This window comes from Nonomuraea antimicrobica, assembly GCF_039536965.1.
Classification (GTDB): Bacteria; Actinomycetota; Actinomycetes; order Streptosporangiales; family Streptosporangiaceae; genus Nonomuraea; species Nonomuraea antimicrobica.
In genome coordinates, this window is record NZ_BAAAZP010000022.1 from 39677 (window position 1) to 59585 (window position 19909).

At 69.1% G+C, this 19909-nt stretch carries 17 protein-coding genes and 1 other RNA gene; 13 read left to right on the top strand and 5 right to left on the bottom strand.

Annotated features, from left to right (window positions below; translation table 11 throughout):
- Positions 1–50 precede the first annotated feature (50 nt).
- Entirely contained in the window at positions 51–1556 is a 1506-nt protein-coding gene (locus tag ABD844_RS07615; protein ID WP_344874382.1) for a DUF1996 domain-containing protein, read from the bottom strand.
- Positions 1553–2197, bottom strand: coding sequence for a DUF4142 domain-containing protein (locus tag ABD844_RS07620; RefSeq protein ID WP_344874384.1), 645 nt, complete (start codon positions 2195–2197; stop codon positions 1553–1555). The genes ABD844_RS07615 and ABD844_RS07620 overlap by 4 nt, the downstream gene beginning before the upstream one ends.
- Positions 2198–2305: 108 nt before the next feature.
- On the opposite strand from ABD844_RS07620, the gene ABD844_RS07625 reads away from it, so the two are divergent.
- The 4 genes from ABD844_RS07625 (at position 2306) to ABD844_RS07640 (ending at position 8866) form a co-directional block, all read left to right on the top strand.
- The gene (locus tag ABD844_RS07625) at positions 2306–2860 is read left to right on the top strand and encodes a sigma-70 family RNA polymerase sigma factor (RefSeq protein WP_344874386.1); all 555 of its coding nucleotides are present in this window, start codon (positions 2306–2308) and stop codon (positions 2858–2860) included.
- Positions 2860–3060, top strand: a complete 201-nt coding sequence (locus tag ABD844_RS07630) for a zf-HC2 domain-containing protein (protein WP_344874388.1) — start codon at positions 2860–2862, stop codon at positions 3058–3060. The genes ABD844_RS07625 and ABD844_RS07630 overlap by 1 nt, the downstream gene beginning before the upstream one ends.
- Positions 3061–3146: 86 nt before the next feature.
- Positions 3147–3950, top strand: a complete 804-nt coding sequence (locus ABD844_RS07635) for a tryptophan 2,3-dioxygenase (RefSeq protein WP_344874390.1) — start codon at positions 3147–3149, stop codon at positions 3948–3950.
- A gap of 38 nt (positions 3951–3988) precedes the next feature.
- Positions 3989–8866: an NAD-glutamate dehydrogenase gene (locus ABD844_RS07640; protein ID WP_344874391.1), complete on the top strand. Its 4878-nt coding sequence runs from the start codon at positions 3989–3991 to the stop codon at positions 8864–8866.
- A 205-nt stretch (positions 8867–9071) separates the two neighbouring features.
- Here ABD844_RS07640 and ABD844_RS07645 read toward each other — a convergent pair whose 3' ends face one another.
- The 3 genes from ABD844_RS07645 to ABD844_RS07655 are packed head-to-tail and all read right to left on the bottom strand — an operon-like array spanning position 9072 to position 10867.
- The gene (locus tag ABD844_RS07645; RefSeq protein ID WP_344874393.1) at positions 9072–9554 is read right to left on the bottom strand and encodes a Clp protease N-terminal domain-containing protein; all 483 of its coding nucleotides are present in this window, start codon (positions 9552–9554) and stop codon (positions 9072–9074) included.
- Complete coding sequence (locus ABD844_RS07650) at positions 9551–9784, bottom strand: hypothetical protein (RefSeq protein ID WP_344874395.1); 234 nt, start codon at positions 9782–9784, stop codon at positions 9551–9553. Before ABD844_RS07650 ends, ABD844_RS07645 begins: the two co-directional genes overlap by 4 nt.
- 48 nt (positions 9785–9832) lie before the next feature.
- Positions 9833–10867: a DUF8094 domain-containing protein gene (locus ABD844_RS07655; RefSeq protein WP_344874397.1), complete on the bottom strand. Its 1035-nt coding sequence runs from the start codon at positions 10865–10867 to the stop codon at positions 9833–9835.
- Between the two features lie 47 nt (positions 10868–10914).
- Between ABD844_RS07655 and prfB the strand changes: the two genes are divergently transcribed.
- From prfB to ABD844_RS07700, 9 genes are all read left to right on the top strand, one after another.
- Complete coding sequence (gene prfB, locus ABD844_RS07660) at positions 10915–12030, top strand: peptide chain release factor 2 (protein ID WP_344874399.1); 1116 nt, start codon at positions 10915–10917, stop codon at positions 12028–12030.
- 377 nt (positions 12031–12407) lie between these two features.
- The gene (ftsE, locus tag ABD844_RS07665) at positions 12408–13097 is read left to right on the top strand and encodes a cell division ATP-binding protein FtsE (RefSeq protein WP_020541427.1); all 690 of its coding nucleotides are present in this window, start codon (positions 12408–12410) and stop codon (positions 13095–13097) included.
- Between the two features lie 20 nt (positions 13098–13117).
- Entirely contained in the window at positions 13118–14020 is a 903-nt protein-coding gene (ftsX, locus tag ABD844_RS07670; RefSeq protein ID WP_344874401.1) for a permease-like cell division protein FtsX, read from the top strand.
- 47 nt (positions 14021–14067) lie between these two features.
- Complete coding sequence (gene smpB, locus ABD844_RS07675) at positions 14068–14535, top strand: SsrA-binding protein SmpB (protein WP_344874403.1); 468 nt, start codon at positions 14068–14070, stop codon at positions 14533–14535.
- 19 nt (positions 14536–14554) lie between these two features.
- Entirely contained in the window at positions 14555–16411 is a 1857-nt protein-coding gene (locus ABD844_RS07680; protein WP_344874405.1) for a penicillin-binding transpeptidase domain-containing protein, read from the top strand.
- Positions 16412–16734: 323 nt separating this feature from the next.
- Positions 16735–17118, top strand: a transfer-messenger RNA (tmRNA) gene (gene ssrA / locus ABD844_RS07685).
- Positions 17119–17478: 360 nt separating this feature from the next.
- The gene (locus tag ABD844_RS07690; RefSeq protein ID WP_344874407.1) at positions 17479–18360 is read left to right on the top strand and encodes a hypothetical protein; all 882 of its coding nucleotides are present in this window, start codon (positions 17479–17481) and stop codon (positions 18358–18360) included.
- Positions 18357–18956: a hypothetical protein gene (locus tag ABD844_RS07695; protein ID WP_344874408.1), complete on the top strand. Its 600-nt coding sequence runs from the start codon at positions 18357–18359 to the stop codon at positions 18954–18956. Before ABD844_RS07690 ends, ABD844_RS07695 begins: the two co-directional genes overlap by 4 nt.
- Positions 18957–19041: 85 nt before the next feature.
- Positions 19042–19878, top strand: a complete 837-nt coding sequence (locus ABD844_RS07700) for a phosphatidylinositol-specific phospholipase C/glycerophosphodiester phosphodiesterase family protein (RefSeq protein WP_344874409.1) — start codon at positions 19042–19044, stop codon at positions 19876–19878.
- The last annotated feature ends 31 nt before the right edge of the window (positions 19879–19909 follow it).

The following is a 19909-nucleotide window of genomic DNA, read 5'->3' on the forward strand; positions in this document are numbered from 1 at the left end:
GACTCGGAAGGCTGGACGGCCCGCGCGGCCCCCGCTGATCAGCGCGCTGATCAGCACCGGCGGCCCCGGTTGATGCATGAGACGACGAACTGCATCAGCCGGTCCGGCATCACGTTGGCGAAGTCGCCGTGGTCGGTGATGGGGTTGTGCTTCTGTTCGGGGAAGGCGTCCACGGCGTACGAGGGACCCTGCGGCACGTTGTACGCGAGGGTCATCCGCAGCGCGGGGATCGCCCTGGTGCCCTGGGGACAGGCGCCGCTCTGGTCGGGGAAGACCACGTGTGTGCGGTGATTGGCGCTGTCGGTGTTCTGGCCGTCCCAGCAGCTAGGGAAGTCCAGAATACGAAGGACCTGACTGCCGCGCGGGCAAAGCGTGTATTTATCGGGACTTATGCGATTTTGGAATCCCGAGCAGCTCCACCCGGCGCGGGCGTTGGCGGCGCCGTTCGTGGCCGCCTTGGCGTCACCGGTGATGAGCCTGAGGAACCTCGGCATCGCGACCACCCTGGCGGCGGCGTTCCCGCGGAACTGGAGCGTCACGGCGCGGGCCCGCAGCACCTGGCCGACGTTGCCGTCCGGGTCATCGATGTTCGCGTCCGACCTGCGGTCCCTGAGCACCGGCCAGAAGTACGTGGACCTGTCGCTCTGGCGGCAGGTCGTGCCCGCCGCCGCGAGGCTCTCGTCGGTCGAGAACGCGTCCGTCGAGAGGTTGCCCACGTAGTCGTGCAGGTGGTGCGCCCCGTTGCTCACGCCGGGCGCGACGATGAAGTTGTCGGGGTTGTGGTGGCCGTTGCGGTTCGTGCCGCACTGCGAGACGAACGTGCCCCGTGAGCCGTTCCCGCCGGGCCGCGCGTCGGACTGGCGCTGCGCCACCTGGCGGATGTCCACGAAGTCCTCGGGGAACGGGCCCAGGTCCGCGCACTCCTCCTCGTCGCCGCCGGTCGCGGTGGGGGAGGGTGAGGCGGTCGCGGTCGCGGTGGGGGAGGCGGTGCCCGTCGGCTCCTCGGTGGGCCCGTCGCCGGGGTCCTGGGTCTGGCTGGGGACCGGGGTGGCGGTCCTGGTGGGCTGGTTGCCGCCGGGGCGGCGCGACTGAGCGGAGGGCTCCTCCTCGGGCTGAGCCGCGGGAGCGTCCGCCTCGGGCGCCTGCGTGTCCGGGGCCTGCGTGTTCGGGGCCCGCGTCTGCGGGGCCTCGGCGTCCGGCGACCGGATCGGGTCCACCGCCACGCCGCCGCCCTGGGGCGCCTGCTGGTCCTGCTGGGGGTCCTGCTGGGGGTCCTGGCCCTGCTGACTCTGGTCCTGGTCCTGCTGGCCACCAGGGTTCTGCTGGCCCTGATCCTGTTGGCCTTGGTCCTGCTGGCCGCCTTGGTCCTGCCGGCCCTGGTCTGGCTGATCGTTCTGCGGTTGGGACTGGCGGGGCTGGGGGGACCGGGTGGCTTCCGCGGGGTCACAGTGGTCGGCGAGGACCGGGCCCACGCCGATGACGGCCGCCGACACCAGGCCGGTCGCCGCCACGGCCAGCGCGGACACGGCCGCGGCCATGCGTCTGGATCTCCTCATGAATGTCTCCTCTTCTCAACCGCCAGTGCGACGGGTGGAGCAGGTGAGGGCGTCGGGGGTTCGGGCAACTGGCCGTGGTCGACCAGGCCGGTGGATTCCAGGTACGCCATGTGGCGCATCACGTAGTTGATGCCTTCCTGCGCGAACTTCCTGATCTCGGAGTTCCGCGTCCCGGACCGCACGCCCGCCACGACGGTGAAGACCTTTCCGTGCGCGGCACGCAACAGGTTCGCGAAGTCCTTGTCGAAGGCCGGCCCGCTCTCGGCCGCGAGTTGCGCCATCCAGCGCTGCTGGTCGGGGTTGGGCTCGTCGGGGAGCGCCACGCCCAGCTTCTTCGCGGTCTGGCGGGTGATCAGGTCGAGGTCCCTGTGCTCCTCCATGATCAGCTTTCCGACTTCCTTGACGCGCTGGGACTCGGCGCGGGTCTGGGCGTACTCGCCGACGGGCATTTCCCACAGGCCCGCCTGGCGTACCTTGACGAGCAGATCGCGGTCGGCGGCCGTGAGCGGCCCCGTCGAGGTCTGCGTCCACTGGGCGGCCGCGGGATCGATGGCCGGCGGCATGACCAGCGCGATCGTCACGGCGGCGGCTACGACGAAGCCGCCGAGCATGAACAACTCGCCGCGCAAAAGCCTGTGCATGGTCGGAGGTACGCGGCCGTCTCCCCCCGGGTTCACCTATGGCCGGAGATAGTTAGAAATGACTGGAGTTATCGGAGTGGCTACCGCTTGGATAACGAAGGTGTAAAGATGTGCCCCGTGCTAGGTCACCTCGACGGCAGGTTCGAGAGTGCGGATGCCGAGGCGGAGTACCGCATCGCGGTGCTTTACCAGGAGTTCGGCGGCCCTCTGCTGCGCCACGTACGCAAATCAACAGGTAACGACCTTCAGTGGGCTGAAGACGTTGTGCAGGAGACGATAGTCAGGGCCTGGCGAAACTCGGCAAGACTGCAATGGGAACCGAGCCTTATTTGGGCGTGGCTGCTTACCGTGGCCCGCCGCATAGTCATCGATGGTCGTCGGCGGAAGAGCGTCCGGCCTCAGGAGGTCGAGCCGCCGGAAGCCGACATGATGTCGGTCCCGGACGGGTCGGAGCGAGCGTTATCGGCGATGGTCGTCGCGGACGCGCTCCGATCGCTGTCCGAAGAACACCGCGAAGTCATTGAGCAGACCTACCTCAGAGACCGTACGATAAGTGAAGCGGCGGAGATTCTGGGGATCCCTCCGGGCACGGTCAAGTCCCGGCTCTACTACGGGATCCGCGCACTCCGCGAACTGCTGCGGGACAAGGGGGTAGCCGGCTGATGCACGACGGGGTGGCCGCCTACGCCCTCGGCGTCCTCGACGAAGAGGAGCACGAGGCCTTCGAACGCCACCTCGACGACTGTGAGCAGTGCCAGGCGGAGCTGATCGAGTTCACCGAGCTGCCCGACCGGCTCGACGAGCTCAAGAACGACCCCTCCTCGACGTCAGGCGACGATCCACCGATGTCGATGTCACGTTGACGTCTATCCCCTTTTCGGGTGATATCGGTATCGCGAGGCGTTGCGCCCGGTCCCGAATGGCCGGGCGGTCAAGGGGGAGGTGTTCGGTGGGCGTCGATGGTGATGCGCCCGGCCCCCCGAGCCGTCGGTTCGGCGAGGAGGGTGGTCGGCTCTCGTACGGTGGCTATCTGCGGCTGCCGGAGCTGCTCGACCAGCAGCGGCCGGAGTCGGAGGCTCCCGACGAGCTGCTTTTCATCACGATTCACCAGGTCTACGAGCTGTGGTTCAAGCTGCTGCTCCACGAGTTGGAGGCCGCCCGCGAGGCCATGTTCGCGGGGGAGCTGTGGCGGGCCAGGCATCTGTTCCGGCGGGTGCACGTGGTAGAGCGGGTGCTGATCGGGCAGGTCGACGTGCTGGAGACGATGACGCCCCAGGACTTCCTGGCCTTCCGCGCGAAGCTGGAGCCCGCCAGCGGGTTCCAGTCGGTTCAGTTCCGCGAGCTGGAGTTCCTGTCGGGGCTGAAGGACGAGCGCTATCTCGGCACCTTCAGGCACGCGGGGGAGGCGGAGCTCGCCCGGCTGCGCCGCCGGCTCGCCGAGCCCACGCTGTGGGATGCTTATGTGGCTGCCCTCTCCCAGCGTGGCCTGCCGGTCTCCGACGACGAGATCATGGGCTCGCTGCTGGCCGTGGCGAGAGACCGCGGGTCTTACGACGACCTGTGGCAACTGGCCGAAGACCTGCTGACGCACGACGAGACCGCCGCGTTGTGGCGGATGCGGCACGTCCAGATGGTCGAACGCCAGATCGGCACCAAGTCGGGCACAGGCGGCTCGACCGGTGCCCCCTACCTTCGCGGTAGGACACGCCTGCACTACTTTCCGCTGCTTTGGGAACTTAGAGCCTGGCTATGAACAAATATGGCAAACCCTCACAAAGGAGTGAGAGCGAAATGCCGCTCGACGAGGCCAAGGATGAGCTGCTCCAGCGAGCCGCGGACAGATGCGCGGCCGGCAACGAGCATGTGAGCGCCGACGAGGCGCTGTCCTTCCTGCGGCTCTACTATCGACATGTCGCGCCGGAGGACTTGCTCGACCGCAACCCCGTTGACGTCTATGGCCCCGCGATGTCCCAGAGAAAGCTCGCCGAGGTGCGGCCGCAGGGCCGGGCGGTGGTCAGGGCCTACACCCCGACGCTGGAGGAGAACGGCTGGGACCCCGGCCACTCCGTGGTCGAGGTGGTCACCGACGACATGCCGTTCCTGGTCGACTCGGTCACCATGGAGCTCGACCGGCACGACCTCGGCATCCACTTGGTGGTCCACCCGCAGATGCGGGTGCGCCGCGACATGACCGGCCGGATGCTCGGCCGCGGCCAGGAGGACGTGACCGGCCAGGTGCTGGTCGAGTCGTGGATCCACATCGAGATCGACCGCCAGTCCGACCCCACGACGCTCAAGGGCATCGAGACCGACCTGCAGCGGGTGCTCAGCGACGTACGCTACGCGGTCGAAGACTTCGCCAAGATGCACGCCCTGGCCGTGCAGACCGCGGAAGACCTCAGCATGAACCCGCCGCCGCTGGAGCCCGCGGAGGTCGAGGACAGCCTCGACCTGCTGCGCTGGCTCGCCGACGGGCACTTCACCTTCCTCGGCTACCGGGAGTACCGCCTGGAGGACACCGCCGAGGGCGCGACGCTGCGCGCGCTGCCCGGCGCGGCGCTCGGCATCCTGCGCGACGACAAGGTCGGCTCGGAGAGCTTCGCCGCGCTGCCCGCCGAGATGCGGGCCAAGGCGCACGAGAAGCAGCTCATGATCATCACCAAGGCCAACTCCAGGGCCACCGTGCACCGGGCCACCTACCTCGACTACATCGGGGTCAAGCTGTTCTCCCCCGAGGGCGAGGTGATCGGGGAGCGTCGCTTTCTCGGCCTGTTCACCCACGTGGCCTACAACGAGTCGATCTCCCGTATCCCCGTGCTGCGGCGCAAGCTCGCCGGGGTGCTCGACAAGGCCGGGCTGGCCCCCGACAGCCACGACGGCAAGGACCTCATCGAGATCCTGGAGACGTTCCCGCGCGACGAGCTGTTCCAGACCTCGGTCGACCAGCTCGAACCGATCGCCCTGGGCGTGCTGCGGCTGCGCGAGCGCAAGCAGGTCAAGCTGTTCCTGCGGCGCGACGACTACGGCCGCTACATCTCGTGCCTGATCTACCTGCCGCGCGACCGCTACACCACCAAGGTGCGGCTGAAGATGCAGGAGGTGCTGCTCAAGGCCCTGGGCGGCAAGTCGCTCGACTACAGCGCGATGATCGGCGAGTCGGTGCTCGCCCGGCTGCACGTGGTCGTGCGCGGCGAGCGCGGCAGGCCGCTCCCGCCCCCGGGCGTGGACGTGGAGGAGCTGGAGGCGCGTCTGGCCGCCATCACCCGCTCCTGGGAGGACGATCTGGCCACCGCGCTGGGCGAGATGACCTCCGAGGCGGAGGCGCCCCCGTTGACCAGGCGCTACGCCTCGGCCTTCCCCGAGGGCTACAAGGCCGACTTCCCGCCCCAGGTGGCCGTGGTCGACCTGCGGCGGCTGGAGGAGCTGGCCGAGGCGGGCGGCGACGGGGACCGGGTCGGGATCAACCTGTACGAGCCGTACGACGCGACCGACGGGGAGCGGCGGCTGAAGATCTACAAAGTCGGCTCGCCCATCTCCCTGTCGCAGGCGCTGCCGCTGATCCAGCGGCTCGGCGTCGAGGTCGTGGACGAACGCCCCTACGAGATCGACCGGGACAACGACCCCGCCACCAAGAACGCCTGGATCTACGACTTCGGGCTCCGCCACGCCCCCACCGACGAGGTGGACAGGAACGACTTCAAGCGGCTCTTCCAGGACGGGCTCACCGCCCTGTGGCAGGGGCGGGTGCAGGCCGACGACTTCAACGCGCTGATACTGAAGGCCGGGCTGACCTGGGAACAGGTCGAGATCCTGCGCGTCTACGCCAAATACCTGCGCCAGACCGGGAGCACGTTCTCGCAGCCGTACATGGAGCGGGTGCTCAGGGACAACGTGCGGGTGGCGCGGCTGCTGGTGCGCCTGTTCGAGGCCAAGCTCGACCCGCGGCGGGCCGAGGACGTGCGGGTCGACCTCGTCGAGGCGCTCACCGAGGAGATACTCGGGGCGCTGGACGAGGTGGTCTCGCTCGACGAGGACCGGATCCTGCGGGCGTACCTGGAGATGATCCAGGCGACCTTGCGCACCAACTACTTCCAGACGGTCGACGGCGCGCGCAAGCCGTACATCTCGCTGAAGTTCGACCCCGAGGCCATCAGCGTGCTGCCCCTGCCGCGGCCGAAGTTCGAGATCTTCGTGTACTCGCCGCGGGTCGAGGGCGTGCACCTCCGGTTCGGGAAGGTGGCACGGGGCGGGCTGCGGTGGTCGGACCGCATGGAGGACTTCCGTACGGAGATCCTCGGGCTGGTGAAGGCGCAGATGGTGAAGAACACCGTCATCGTGCCGACCGGCTCCAAGGGCGGGTTCGTCGTCAAGCGCCCGCCGAGGTCCGGCAGGCGGGAGGACCTCCTCGCCGAGGGCGTGGCCTGCTACCGGATGTTCATCTCCGGCCTGCTCGACGTCACCGACAACCTCGTGGACGGCAAGGTCGTGCCCCCGCCCGACGTGGTCAGGAACGACGGCGACGACACCTACCTCGTGGTCGCCGCCGACAAGGGCACCGCCACCTTCTCCGACATCGCCAACAGCGTGGCCAAGGAGTACGGCTTCTGGCTGGGCGACGCCTTCGCCTCCGGCGGCTCGATCGGCTACGACCACAAGGCCATGGGCATCACCGCCCGCGGCGCGTGGGAGTCGGTCAAGTACCACTTCCGCACCATGGGCGTCGACGTCCAGAACGCCGACTTCACGGTGGCCGGGATCGGCGACATGTCGGGCGACGTGTTCGGCAACGGCATGCTGCTGTCGCGGCACATCCGGCTGGTGGCCGCGTTCGACCACCGGCACATCTTCGTCGACCCGGCGCCCGACGCCGCCCGCACGTTCGCCGAGCGGCGCCGCCTGTTCGAGCTGCCGCGCAGCTCCTGGGAGGACTACGACGCCGAGCTGATCTCGCCCGGCGGCGGCGTCTTCCCGCGTACGGCCAAGTCCATCCACATCACGCCCCAGATGCGCGCGGCGCTCGGCATCACGGCGCACGTCAACTCGATGGCGCCGAACGACCTGATCAGCGCCATCCTGCGGGCCCCTGTCGACCTGCTGTGGAACGGCGGCATCGGCACCTACGTCAAGGGCGGCTCCGAGTCCAACGCCGACGTGGGCGACAAGGCCAACGACGCACTCCGGGTCGACGCCGCCGCGCTGCGCTGCAAGGTCGTCGGCGAGGGCGGCAACCTCGGGCTCACGCAGCTCGCCAGGATCGAGTTCGCGCTCAACGGCGGGCTGGTCAACACCGACTTCATCGACAACTCGGCCGGCGTGGACACCTCCGACCACGAGGTGAACATCAAGATCCTGCTCGATCAGGTCGTACGCGACGGTGAGCTGACCGACAAGCAGCGCAACCAGGTCTTCACCTCTATGACCGACGAGGTCGCCGACCTGGTGCTGCGCGACAACTACGCGCAGAACGTGGTGCTCGCCGTCGCCCGCGACCAGGCCGTCGACATGCTCCACATCCACGCCCGCTACCTGCGCAAGCTGGAGCGCGACGGGCTGGTCAACCGGGAGCTGGAGTTCCTGCCCTCGGACAAGACGCTGGCCGAGCGGCGCCAGGCCAAGCTGGGGCTGACCGCGCCGGAGTTCTCGGTGCTGCTGGCCTACACCAAGCTGGTGGTCGACGCCGAGCTGCTGGGCTCCGACCTGCCCGACGACCCCTACCTGGCCTCGTGGCTGGTGTCGTACTTCCCGTCGGCGCTGCGGGAGCGGTTCCGCACGTACATGGACGAGCACCCGCTGCGCCGCGAGATCATCACCACCTGCGTGGTGAACGAGCTGGTCAACTCGGCGGGCACCACGTTCATGTACCGCTTCGGGGAGGACACGGGGGCCTCGACGCCCGACATCGTGCGGGCGTACCTGGTGGCGCGGGAGGTCTTCGACCTGTCGAGCTTCTACCGGGCCGTGGAGTCGCTGGAGGACCAGGTCGACACCGCCACCCAGATCGCCATGCTCCTGGAGGCCCGCAAGCTGGCCGAGCGCGGCACCCGGTGGCTGCTGATCAACCGCCGGCCGCCGCTGGACCTGGCCGGGTCGGTCAGCTTCTTCCTGAAGGGGGTCAACGGGCTGCCCGCCTACGTCCCGAAGCTGCTGACCGGGCCCGACCTGAGCGCGTACGAGGAGCGCCGCGACTCGTTCGTGGCCCGCGGGGTGCCGGTGGAGCTGGCCGAGCGGGTGTCCGGGATGGTGCCGGCGTACTCGACGCTGGATCTGGTGGAGATCGCGTCCCTGGCGGAGCGGCCGGTCAGCGAGGTGGCGGAGGTCTACTTCGACCTGGCCGACCGGCTGCAGATCGCCCGGCTGCGCGAACGCGTCATCGCGCTGCCCCGTGACAACCGGTGGAACTCGATGGCCCGCTCCGCGCTGCGCGACGACCTGTACGCCGCGCACGCCTCGCTCACCCGCGACGTGCTGGCGCACAGCAAGCCGGGGCTGTCTCCGGAGGAGCGGCTGGCGCGCTGGTCGGAGGCCAACTCGGCGGCGGTCGCGCGGGCCAGGCAGACGTTGTCGGAGATCTGGGAGAGCGACCACTTCGACCTGGCCACGCTGTCGGTGGCGCTGAGGGCCATCCGGACGCTCGTGGCGTCCAGCAACCTCCCCCACACGGAGGCGTAGCCGTTCGGGCCGTGGGCGGGCCTTCCAGGCCCGTCCACCGCCCTCCGGCGCCGCGCCCGGCAGCTCACGCGGACCTCACAGGCCCGTACGGGGCGGCCGCGCGGCCTCTTCACCGGGCGAGCCCGCGGGTCACCAGGGCAAGTTCCCACGTCACCAGGCGCGGCGGTTCACCAGGGCGAGTGCCCAGGTCACCAGGCGCGGCGGTTCACCAGGGCGAGGCGTCGGCGGCCCGGTGGACGGCGGTCATCAGCTCCGCCCGGTCCACGCCCGCCAGGGCGAGGGCGCGCGGGACGGTGCCGACCTCCGCCTCCAGGACCCCGAGCAGCACATGGGCGGGCCGCAGGTCGCGCTTGCGGCCGACGCGGGCGAAGCCCCGTTCGAGCGCGAGCCGGACCGAGGCCCCCATGCCGGGCCGCCGGTCGGGGTCGGGGGCCGGGCTCGGGAGGGACAGGGCGCCGGGCGAGACCCCGACGGCGTTCAGGCTGTGCTCGAACTCCCGGTCGAGTGCCGCGCGGAGCGCCGCGCGGTCGAGCCCGGCCGTCGCCAGGGCGGTGCGGGCCGCCGTGTCGCCATGGGCGGCGATGCCCAGCAGCAGGTGGTGCGCCTCGACCGCCGCCGACCCGTCGGCCCTGGCCTCGCCCGCGCCCACCTCCATGACCTCGTTGATGTAGTGGTCGATCGCGCTCACTGTCGCCTCCTCAGCGTGACCCCGGCCGAGATCAGCCGCTTGGCGTGTTTCTTGTGGACCGCCTGGCGCGTGACCCCGAGGGCCTCGGCGACCTGGGGCCAGCTCCAGCCCGCCCGCATCGCCTGCTCGACCGCCGCGTTCTCCAGTTGGTCGGCCAGCCGCCGCAGGGCCGCCACCGCCGCGAGCGCGTCGGCGGGTTCCTGGGGAACGGGAAGCTCGTCAGCCGACATGTTAGCAACCGTAGTTGACTAATGCCGGATCGGTCAAAGACCCGGCGGCTACTGGCCGGTGGCCCGGGTGAGCGCGCCGTCGTGGGCGATCACGGGCGCCGCGGCGGGGGCGGTGAGCGGGGGGACCGCGGTGGCGTACTGGTGCGTCTCGATGAGCCTGAGGTTGCGCCGCAGCACCGGCGTGCTGATCGCCCACCTGGCCGGCTCGGGGACCGAGATGTAGTCGTCTTCGGCCGTCTTGGTCGTGGTGGAGGTGGTGCGGGACAGCGAGTATTGGATCAGCGCGCCGCCGTCCTCGGTGCGCAGGGCGTAGACGGGGAAGCTCTCGGCGCTGAAGATCGAGTCGTAGCTGAACCCGTCGCTCTTGGCCTGCTCGCGGTGCGCGGCGATCTGCTCGGCCACGTCGGTCGTGTAGGGGCCGGTGGCGAGCAGGCCGGCCGTGACCCCCGCGGTGCCCGTCTCGGCCACGCTGGCGTGCACAGGGCCGATGAACTGCGGGCTGATCGTCACGGTCTTGTCGTCGGACGCCACCACCGAGGCGTAGCCGTCGGCGTCGAGCTTGATCGCGGGCAGCTCCTGCCCCGGCAGAAGCTCGGCCATCGAACTGAGCCGCCAGCGGTCGGACCTGGCGAACGTCAGCAGCGTCGGCCGCCCGTCGCGCGTCGCCAGCGCGCTGAACCACGGCGCCTGCTCCTCCTGCGGGAAGCGCGGCACGAACAACGTCGGCGGGCCCCACTGATAGCGCGGCGGCGCGTAGCCGGTGGACAGGAAGGCCGCCACGGAGAGCTGCCACTGGCCGCCCACCATCTGGTCGAGCGCCATCGCCAGGCGCCCCTCGAGCTCGTCCTGCCCCTCGCGCCCGGCCGACACGCGGAGCAGGTCGTCGGTGACGGTGACCGCGTCGAACGCCTCGGCGGCCTCCGACCGCGTGACGGCCGGCTCGTCGAGGGAGGCCGAAGGGCTCGGCGAGGCCGACGCCGCAGGCGTCGCGGGCGGCGGCTGGGCACCGCCTGAGCAGGCGGTCGCCGCGGCGAGCAGGCCGGCGGCGAGCGCCAGCGCCTTCCGCCGACCGTATGCACGCACCTCGCCATGTTATTCGGGTGCGCGGGGGTCGCGTACCCTTGGGAGACGTGGCAGGCATCGATCCGGCAGAAGAGATCAACGAGCTTCGGGGCACGCTCCGCAGCATCCAGGACGTGCTCGACCTCGACGCGATGCGCAAGCAGATCGCGGAGCTGGAGCAGCAGGTTGCCGCGCCCGACCTGTGGGACGACCCCGACCAGGCCCAGAAGGTCACCAGCAAGCTCTCCCACCTCCAGGGCGAGCTCAACCGTGTCGACGGCGTCGCGCGCCGCCTCGACGACCTCTCGGTCCTCTACGAGCTGGCGGCCGAGGAGGGCGACGACGACACGCGCGCCGAGGCCGACAAGGAGCTCCAGTCACTGAGGTCCGACATCGGCGCGATGGAGGTGCGCACGCTGCTGTCGGGCGAATACGACGCGCGCGAGGCCCTTGTCACGATCAACTCCCAGGCCGGCGGCGTCGACGCGGCCGACTGGGCGGAGATGCTGCTGCGCATGTACCTGCGGTGGGCCGAGCGCAAGGGCTACTCCACCGAGGTCTACGACACCTCCTACGCCGAAGAGGCCGGCATCAAGTCGGCCACGTTCACGATCAAGTCCCCCTACGCCTACGGCACGCTGCGCGGCGAGCACGGCACGCACCGGCTGGTCCGCATCAGCCCGTTCGACAACCAGGGGCGGCGGCAGACCTCGTTCGCCGGGGTCGACATCGTGCCGGTCGTCGAGCAGACCGACCACATCGACATCATCGAAGACGAGATCCGCGTCGACGTCTACCGCTCCAGCGGCCCCGGCGGCCAGGGCGTCAACACCACCGACTCGGCCGTGCGCATCACGCACCTGCCGACCGGCATCGTGGTCTCCTGCCAGAACGAGCGCTCGCAGTTGCAAAATCGGGCCACGGCCATGAACGTGCTGCAGGCCAAGCTGCTCGAGCGCAAGCGGCAGGAGGAGGCCGAGAAGATGTCGGAGCTGCGGGGCGCCACGACCACGTCGTGGGGCACGCAGATCCGCAACTACGTGCTGCACCCGTACCAGATCGTGAAAGACCTGCGTACGGGCACCGAGGCCGGCAACCCGTCAGCCGTGCTCGACGGCGACCTCGACGGGTTCATCGAGGCGGAGATCCGCTGGATGCGTCGCCAGGAGTCAGAGACCGCTTAGGTGCTCGACCGCCAGGGTCAGCACGAGCAGGGCGACGACCAGCAGCGCGATGAGGGCGGGTGACAGCCCGGCGAAGCCGTGGTGCATCCGCTCTCTGTTGGCGCGACAGACCGGGCAACGCCCCTCGATCACGGGGTGGGCACACTGCGCGCATACGAGGTGTTGGCAACTCATGACAGCCCCAAGTCTAGCCGCACAATCGTTTTGTTTCCGTTATGGACGTTTCCATGCCAGTCTTCCCCCTAGACTGTCGTCTGGCCAATCGGAACGTCGATCATTGGTAAAGACCGCGCCTCCGATCGGCCGGTGGCGGGAAGTGGGCATGTGCCACCCTCGCTTCCGTCCTGACCCCTAGACTGGCATGCCGTGATGCTCTCGTGATTCATTTCGATAATGTCACCAAGGTCTACGCGAACCAGAACCGGCCCGCCCTCGACCACGTGTCCGTTGACGTGGACAAGGGTGAGTTCGTGTTCCTCGTCGGTCCTTCAGGATCAGGCAAGTCCACGTTCCTGCGCCTGGTACTGAAGGAGGAGCGGCCGAACTCCGGCGCGATCCACGTCGCCGGCAAGGATCTGGCCCGCCTGTCCAACTTCAAGGTGCCGCACCTGCGCCGCCGCATCGGCTGCGTGTTCCAGGACTTCAGGCTGCTCCCGAACAAGAACGTCTACGAGAACGTGGCGTTCGCCCTCGAGGTCATCGGCAAGCCACGGCGGTTCATCCGCAAGGTGGTGCCCGAGGTCATCGAGCTGGTCGGCCTGGAAGGCAAGGCCCACCGTATGCCCGACGAGCTGTCCGGCGGCGAGCAGCAGCGCGTCGCCATGGCCCGCGCGTTCGTCAACCGGCCGATGATCCTGCTGGCCGACGAGCCCACGGGCAACATCGACCCCGCGACGAGCATCGGCATCATGAAGGTGCTCGACCGCATCAACAGGACTGGCACCACTGTCGTCATGGCCACGCACGACGCCGCCATCGTCGACTCCATGCGTAAGCGTGTCGTGGAGCTGGAGGACGGCAAGATCGTCCGTGACCAGTCGCGTGGCGTTTACGGCCAGGCGTACTGACAGGGAGCTGCAGACAGAACATGCGGGCGAATTTCATCTTCTCCGAGGTCTGGATCGGCCTCCGTCGCAACCTGACCATGACCATCGCCGTGATCATCACCGTGGCGGTCGGCATGGCGATGCTGGGCGTGGGCCTGATGATCAACAGCCAGGTCGGGCTGATGAAGTCCTACTGGAACGACAAGGTCGAGATCTCGGTCTTCCTCTGCAAGAAGGGGAGCGCCATGCCGGCCTGTGACGGCAAGGCGATCACGCCCGCGCAGACCAAGGAGCTCGAAGAGCTGATCAAGGGCACCCCTGGCGTCGCGGAGGTGTTCTTCGAGAACGCGTCGACTGCTTACGAGAACTTCAAGGAGTCGTTCTCGTCGAACCAGGCGCTCGTGAACGCGACGAAGGTCGACGACCTTCCCGAGTCGTTCCGGATCAAGCTCCAGGACCCCAACAACTACCAGTCGGTGATCCAGGCGGTGAAGGGGCAGCCGGGCGTCGCCGAGGTGACGGACCAGAAGCAGCTCATCGCCCCGTTCTTCGACATGCTCGACAAACTGGCGGTCGCCGCGCTCACCGTGGCGATCATCCTGGTGCTCGCGGCGGCCCTGCTGATCGGCAACACGGTGCGGCTGTCGGCGTTCAACCGGCGCAGGGAGACGGGCATCATGCGGCTGGTCGGCGCGTCCAACCTCTACATCCAGCTTCCCTTCGTCATGGAAGGCGTCATCGCCGGTCTCGTGGGCGGGGTCTTCGCGGCGGTCATCCTGATCACGGCGAAGGTCTTCCTGTTCGACGGGCTCGTCGGCTTCCTCGGCACGGCCCAGCTCGGCTGGAACGACGTGGCCCAGACCATCACCATCACGATGATCATCGGTGTCGTGATCTGTATCCTGGCCTCGTTCGTGACGCTGCGTCGCTACCTCAGGGTCTAGCGGTGCGCATGGGTCGGCGTCGTCCCGGTCGCCGGTAAAGTCGAAGCATGCCACGTGAGACCGGGCGGAAGGTCATCGCCCAGAACAAACGTGCTCGGCACGACTACCACGTCGAGGACACTTTCGAGGCGGGTCTCGTGCTGCAGGGCACCGAGGTGAAGTCGCTGCGCGAGGGCCGCGCCTCGCTCGTCGACGGCTACGCCACCGTCGAAGGGGACGAAGCGTGGCTGCTCAACGTGCACATCCCCGAATATTCACAGGGCACGTGGACCAACCACGCGGCCCGGCGCAAGCGCAAGCTGCTGCTGCACCGTAAAGAGATCGACAAGCTCGCCGCCAAGACGAAGGAGGGCGGGCTGACGATCGTGCCGCTGTCCCTCTACTTCAAGGACGGCCGGGCCAAGGTCGAGATCGGCATCGCCCGCGGCAAGAAAGATTGGGACAAACGGCAGTCGCTAGCGGAGCAGCAGGCCAAGCGGGAGATGGCCCGCGCCCTGCGCTACCGCAACCGATGAGACGGCGGCATCTCCACCCATGACACGCGCCCGCCGCACCCTGGCCGCGACCGTCACACTGGCGGTCGCGAGCACCATGCTGACCGGCTGCTTCGAGGAGCCCTCGCCGCACGACGCGCTGCGCGACTTCCTCGTGGGCTGGCAGTCGGAAGACTACGAGCTGGCCGCCGGCCGCACCGACGGCGACGTGGCGACCGTGCGCAAGGCGCTGGCCGACGCCAAGCTCGAGCTGGACGCGGCCTCGTTCCGCTTCAAGGTCACGGGCGTCAGCACGACCGGCGCCGAGTCCAAGGCCACCTTCCACGCCGAGGTGGACCTGGGGGAGAACAACCCCCTGTGGGAGTACGACGGCATGCTGCCGCTGCACCTGGTCGGCGGCGCGTGGAAGGTCCGCTGGTCGCCCTCCGTGCTGCACCCGCAGCTCAAGGAGGGCCAGCGGTTCGCGGTCGACACCGAGCCCAACGCGCGCCAGCCGGTGGTCGACCGGGCCCGCGACGCGCTGCAGAGCGACCGCGACCTCTATGTGGCCGGCGTCTACCCGGCCAAGCTCGGCGACCAGGCCGAGCGCGTGGTCGCGCAGCTCTCCGAGGTCACCGGCTACGCCCAAGACCGGCTGCTGAGCCGCGTCAGGTCGTCGCCACCCGACAAGTTCGTGCAACTGGTGACGTTCGGGCGCTCGCGCTACGAGGCGGTCAAGCCGAAGCTCGACGCCATCGCCGGGATCGAGGTCGACCGGCAGCCGCAGCCGGTCAGCCCCGACCCGCCCCGGCAGATCGTGGGCATGGTCAGCGCGCTCACGCCCGAGACCGAGCAGAAGCTCGGCGGGCCGCAGCGGGCCGGTGACTCGGTGGGCACGAGCGGCCTGCAGCAGGCCTACCAGGACTACCTGACCGGCTCCACCGAGACCAAGGTCGTCACGCTCGACCTCAAGACCGGCGAGCAGGTCGCCGAGCTGAAGAGGTGGGCCGGGCGGCAGAACGTGCCGGTCGAGACCACCATCGACCGGGCCACGCAGGCCGCCGCCGAGCAGGCGGTGGCCGGCACCCCCTCCAGCGCGCTGGTGGCGGTGCAGCGCGACACCGGTGAGATCCTCGCGGTCGGCACCAAGAACCTGCACCAGGAGCGCGACGCGCTGGCCGGTAAGTTCCCGGCCGGCACGGCGTTCTCGATCGTGGCCGCCGACGCGCTGCTCAAGAAGGGCGTGAGCCCCAAGCAGCGGCTGGCCTGCCCGCAGGAGCGCACGGTGGGCGGGGCCAAGTTCGTCCAGGTCGGGCAGGCGGCGGGCGTCACGACGTCGGCCTCGTTCCAGGAGAACTTCGCCAAGGGCTGCGTGACCGCGCTGGCCTCGCTGGCCCGCCGGGTCACGGCCGACGACCTGATCAAGAGCGCCCAGGCGTTCGGGGTGGGGCAGCCGTGGCGGCTGCCGCTGAAGTCGTTCAGCGGCAGCCGTCTGAAGCTCGACAGCGACGCCGACAAGGCCAAGGCCATCGCGGGCCAGAACGTTCAGGTGAGCCCGCTCGGCATGGCCCTGGTGGCCGCGGCGGTCGCCTCGGGCACCTGGCGCCCGCCCGTGCTGGTGACCAACCCCAAGGCGCCCGACCCGGCGGCCGAGCCGACCCCGGCCATCCAGCCGGCCCCGGTGCCGGTCGACCCGGAGGTCCGAGCGACGCTGCAGACGATGATGCGGGCCGGTGCGGCGAGCACGCCCGCCCAGGGGGGCAAGGGCCGGGTCTACGGCATCACGGCCACGGCGGCAGATCAGCAGACCTGGTTCGTCGGCTGGCAGGGCGATGTGGCCATCGCGGTGCTGGCGAAGAACCACGACGCCGGAGCCGTGGCGGGCGACTTCTTCGCGGCCCTCGGTAACTCATCGTGAAAAAGTCGTGACACGGAGCAACCATCCCTCTCTCGTACGGCGTCTTACTGAGTGACTGGGCCCGCTCGGGGGGTTGCGGTCCCAGTCGCCGTGATGAGATCAGGACTTCATCTCGGGGGAAGTCCTGCCGTCCGGACCGGCTCGACCCTGCCGGTCGGCCCCCGGGAGCGTGTGCCTTGAGCCGCGCTCCCGGGGGTTTCGCCATGCCCGGCCACGGGGAATTAAGTTGGCGTTGATGGTGTTGTCGCGTGTACATTCATGTTGCTCGCCGGAGATCGCCAGATCCCAGATCGTGAGATCCACGGCGGGTTGACAACTGCACAGGGGGTGACTGGCTTCGACTTTGACCTTGCAAGCCAGGTGAAGCGGGCCGAGGACTGCGGACATAACCTCGTTAATCCTGTGACCGCAAACAACAAGTGCCAATTCCAAGAGCACTGTGGCTGCCAGGGACTCCCTGGCGCTCGCTGCCTAAGTAGCGAAACCACTGTCAGCCCGGGAGTGCCTTCGGCCCGGTGTCTGGCATCATCAGAAGGCTCCACCGTTCGACCCGGCCACGGGGAAGATCGGGAAACCTAACAGTGGCTGAGCCCGTCGGCGACTCGCCTGCGTGATCGCCGGGGCTGAGAAAAACACAGCAGGCTGCGCCCGGAGAAGCCCTGACCTGGGGTTGAAGGACGCGGGTTCGATTCCCGCCACCTCCACCATTTCATACCGCCTCTTACCTGCGGAAACGCCGTAGGGAAGGGGCGGTTTCGTGTCTGTGGGGCACCAGCGGCTACCGGGGGTGCCAACGGCTGCCGCGAGGGCGGGCCTCCGTCGGAGTCTGCTTGTCGTCCCCTGTCTCTTGAGTCGGCGAGGCGGAAACAGGTCTCCAGGTTCTCGCCGGGGGTCTTGCGGGCTCTTGGGCGGCCCCGTCTGTGGAGAACGGGCCGGTCGCGGAGGGGTGACCCGGGGTCGTGGCGCTACGCGGCGAGAGGAGTCGCGCTCTCACCGTGACCAAAAGACTGCTTTGTATGTGCTTAGGTTGGTTCTTGACAATTCGTGGGCCGGAGTGAGGTTGAAGGGTGTCAAGGTACGACTGGCGTCATTCGGTGTTCGCGCCGCTCGTGGGCCTCGTGGTGTCCGGGGTGCTGATGGTGTCCGGCGCGGTGAAGGGGCTGCTGGAGTTCGTGGGGGCGACCACGGCTCCGGTGGCGGCCGAGCTGATCGTCACGCTCATCATCGCGGTGTTCCTGACCACCATCCTCAGGATCGTCAGGGCCGTACCGGACATCAGGCGGGAGAGCGCCGCGACCGCGCGGGCCGTGGCGAGCGTCCAGGCGGTCAAGACGAATGAGGACACGCTGGTGGCGCGGCGGCTCAAGCTGTTCAGGGAGGCGGCCGACGCCGGGGGCGACTGCGAGGCGGTGCTGAGCGCCCGCTCCGCGCTGGACGAGGGCGAGATGGCCAACAAGCACCATCTCGACCACGCGCTCATCTGGGCGCTGCCGGTCTTCGGATTCATCGGCACCGCGCTGACGATGGCCGCGATGGTGGGCTCGTTCTCCAACGCGCTCGACAGCCAGGGCGACACCGGCGTGCTGATCGCCGCGCTCAAGCAGCACGTGCTGCCCGAGCTGGCCTCGGCGTTCGGCGTGACCATGATCGCGCTGTTCCTGAGCGTGCTCGCGTTCGGCGCCATGAGCCTGGTCGAGCGGGCCGAGCGGGCCGGGGTGGCGGCGGCCGACGAGGTGTTCCTGGTCTACCTCGCGCGGCTGCCCACCCGGCAGGCCGGCCCGCTCGCCCAGACAGGTCCCGATCTGAAGGGGCTCACGCACGAGCTGGCCATGTCCAGAGGCCGGACGGAGGAACTGGTCAAGGGGCTCGACGCGCTGCGCACCGCGGTCGAGCGGCTCAGCGCCGTGGAGAGCCGTCCGCAGCGGTACACGCTGGTGAGGGAGCAGTGAGGAAGCGGGCCGTCAGGTCGTTCGCGCCGCCGCTCGACCTGCGCTTCATCGACCTGTTCATGGCCATCGTGCTCGCGCTGTCGTTCGTCGCGATCATGCTGACGGTCGTGACGCGGATGCTGCCGACGGATGACGCCACGCCGACCCCGCGCGAGCAGAAAAGCGTGGCCCAGCTCGAACGACAGCTCGACGCCGCCGTACGGGCCCAGCGCGCGGCGGAGGCCGAGCTGCGCGCGACCCAGGAGCAGATCGCCGAGCAGACCGCCTTCGCCCTGCCCTGGTGGCTGATCGGCTTCTGCGCACTGCTCGGCATGCTGGCCGTGTTCATGAACTGGCGGGTACGGCTGTGGAACAAGGGCAGCCTGCCGCGGTGGTGGACGTGGTTGCTGGTGACGCTGGTCGTGGTCGTGGTGACGGTCGTGATCCGCTCGCTGAGCGACGGCCAGGGCTACCTGCTGCTCGCCGAGATCCCCTGGTGGGCGGCCGACGTGCTCTGCCTGGGGTTGCTGCTGGTCGCGTACGTGTTGATCTCCGACATCCGCGACCGGCACCTCACACTGGGCAAGATCAGGGGCCGGTTCGCGGTGGACCGGTAGGGCGGGAGGCTGTTCAGCCGAACGTCACTCCAGTCACACCTTTACCGGATAGCGTCGCGATCATCCCCTTACGGATGGAGATGTGATGTTGCGTCGAGCCCTGGGCGTGCTGGTCGCCGCCGGAGCCCTGCTGCTGACGGCCCTCCCCGCCGCCGCCACGGCCGTCGAGCCCCTTCCCCGTGCCCACGCGCACAACGACTACGAGCACGAGCGCCCGCTCCTTGACGCGCTCGACCACGGCTTCACCAGCGTCGAGGCCGACATCTACCTGGTGGACGGCGAGCTGCGCGTCGGGCACGACCCCGAGGACCTGCGCCCTGGACGTACGCTTCAGTCCCTCTACCTCGACCCGCTGGCCCGGCGCGTCCGCCACGGCAGCGTCTACCCCGGCAGCCGCCAACAGCTCCAGCTCCTGGTGGACATCAAGAACAACGGCGCCGCGACCTACACCGAGCTGGACAAGGTGCTGCGGACCTACGACAAGATGCTCACCACCTACCACAAGGGCAAGGTCAAGCCCGGTGCGGTGACCGTCGTGATCAGCGGTGACCGACCGCGCGAGCTGATGGCGGCCCAGGAGCGGCGCCGCGCCTTCTACGACGGCCGCCTGTCCGACCTCGGCCAGGGCAACCCGGGCCTGATCCCGCTGATCAGCGACAACTGGACCAACCACTTCACCTGGACCGGCGTGGGCGAGATGCCGGCCGCCGAGCGGGACAAGCTTCGCCAGATCGTGGCCACCGCGCACCGCGACGGCCAGCGCGTACGGTTCTGGGCCACCCCCGACGCGGCCGGCCCGGCGAGGGACGCGCTCTGGCGCGAGCTGGTCGCGGCCGACGTCGACCACGTCAACACCGACGACCTGGCGGGGCTGGAGCAGTTCCTGCGCGCCAACGACCGGACGGACCGGGCACCGGCCTAATCTGATCGCATCTGCGGCTTATCCCGGGTAT